Origin of the sequence: Pseudoalteromonas sp. TB25 (assembly GCF_000497995.1) — a bacterium.
Lineage (GTDB): Bacteria > Pseudomonadota > Gammaproteobacteria > Enterobacterales > Alteromonadaceae > Pseudoalteromonas > Pseudoalteromonas distincta.
In genome coordinates this window covers 1-1,526 of record NZ_AUTI01000411.1, presented here as the reverse complement: position 1 = coordinate 1,526, position 1,526 = coordinate 1, and the positions used below count along the sequence as shown (strand labels likewise).

Annotated in this window: 1 protein-coding gene, 1 pseudogene and 1 other annotated feature; of the genes and pseudogenes, one reads left to right on the top strand and one right to left on the bottom strand. The window is 44.0% G+C overall.

Annotation, left to right across the window (positions count from 1 at the left end; translation table 11 throughout):
• A pseudogene (locus tag L652_RS1000000124650) lies at positions 1–216 on the bottom strand (DUF3427 domain-containing protein); the annotation flags it as partial.
• A 51-nt stretch (positions 217–267) separates the two neighbouring features.
• Here L652_RS1000000124650 and L652_RS0118690 point away from each other — a divergent pair.
• Positions 268–1,487, top strand: a protein-coding gene (locus L652_RS0118690; protein ID WP_223230517.1) for an IS3 family transposase whose coding sequence is annotated in 2 segments (ribosomal slippage) — positions 268–556 and positions 556–1,487 — 1,221 coding nt in all. Because the reading frame shifts where the segments join, the coding sequence is not laid out codon by codon here.
• Positions 546–662 (top strand) — a sequence feature (AL1L pseudoknot). Its footprint overlaps the gene before it by 117 nt.
• Positions 1,488–1,526 lie beyond the last annotated feature (39 nt).

Below are 1,526 nucleotides of genomic sequence, written 5' to 3'. Positions count from 1 at the left end.
GTTGTGGCTTTGGTATTTAACCTCGCCGTAGTTTACAAACCCCATAGTTCGGCTGTTTTCGTCTTTACCTTGTTCGCGCACAAATAATAGGATGGTTTTGCCTGTTTTTTGGTGTTGAATATAACTAAGGCCGCGACCGTGTTCTGGGCGGGCGCTGTTTTGCGTTTGCCAGTGGAATAGGGTGGGGCTGATTGCGTAGTCGTTATACAGCGTGGTTTGAATCGCCCCGTGTTTGCCAGAGACTCAATAACTTGAGAAACTGGAACTATGAAAAAATCAAATCGCTATACATCAGAATTTCGTGAACGTGCAATTAGGCTTGTTACCACACAACAGCATGAATACCCTTCTCTTTGGGCTGCGCTAGTATCGATTTCAGATAAACTGGGATGTACCCCAGAAACACTTAGAGCATGGGTCAAGAAATCTCAAGCTCAACCGTCTAAACCCTCTTCTAATACGCAATCAACTGAAGAACGCCTTGCCGTCTTAGAGCGCGAGAATAAAGAGCTCAAGCGAACGAATGATATCCTGAGGCAAGCTGCCGCTTTTTTCGCCCAAGCGGAGCTCGACCGCAAACAGAAGTAATAGTGGATTTTATTGATGCTTGCAGAGAGCATTACGGTGTCGAGTCAATTTGCAAGGAATTGCCGATTGCACCATCAACGTATTATTCTCATAAACAGATACAAAGAGAGCCTGAGCGACTGTCTAACCGCAAAAAGCGTGATGCTGAGCTGATAATACTCATTCGCGAAGTGTGGGAGGATAATATGTCAGTTTATGGTGCAAGAAAAATATGGAAGCAGCTACAGCTTGACGACCATCAAGTCGCCCGCTGTACAGTCGAACGATTGATGCGAGTTATGGGAATTCAAGGTGTTCGTCGGGGTAAAGCACATAAGACAACGATACCTGACGAGCAACAAGATAAGCCACTTGATTTAGTTAATCGTCAATTTACTGCTGAGCAGCCAAATCAACTTTGGGTAGCTGACATCACCTATGTTGCCACATGGAGTGGGTTTGTTTATGTCGCTTTCGTGATAGATGTTTTTTCACGATACATTGTAGGTTGGCGTGTATCAACGACAATGCACACAGAGCTTATTCTTGATGCGTTAGAGCAAGCTATTTGGCATCGTGGCAACCCCGAAGGGTTAATTCACCACAGCGACAGAGGCAGCCAATATTTGTCTATACGATACACTGAGCGACTTGCTGAAGCTGGAATTCAAGCGTCTGTAGGCAGTGTGGGTGACTCTTATGACAATGCATTGGCTGAAACAATAAATGGATTATTTAAAACAGAGATTATTCGCAGAAATGGCCCGTGGAAGAATGTTGATGCTGTTGAATACGCAACGTTAGAGTGGGTCAATTGGTTTAATAATCAACGCTTATTATCTTCAATTGGGTATATTTCACCAGCTCAATATGAAACAGACTACTATGATAATTTAAACGAGTCAGGTAAAGTGGCCTGACTTAAACAAACTGGTCTCCGATGAACTCGGGGCGATTCA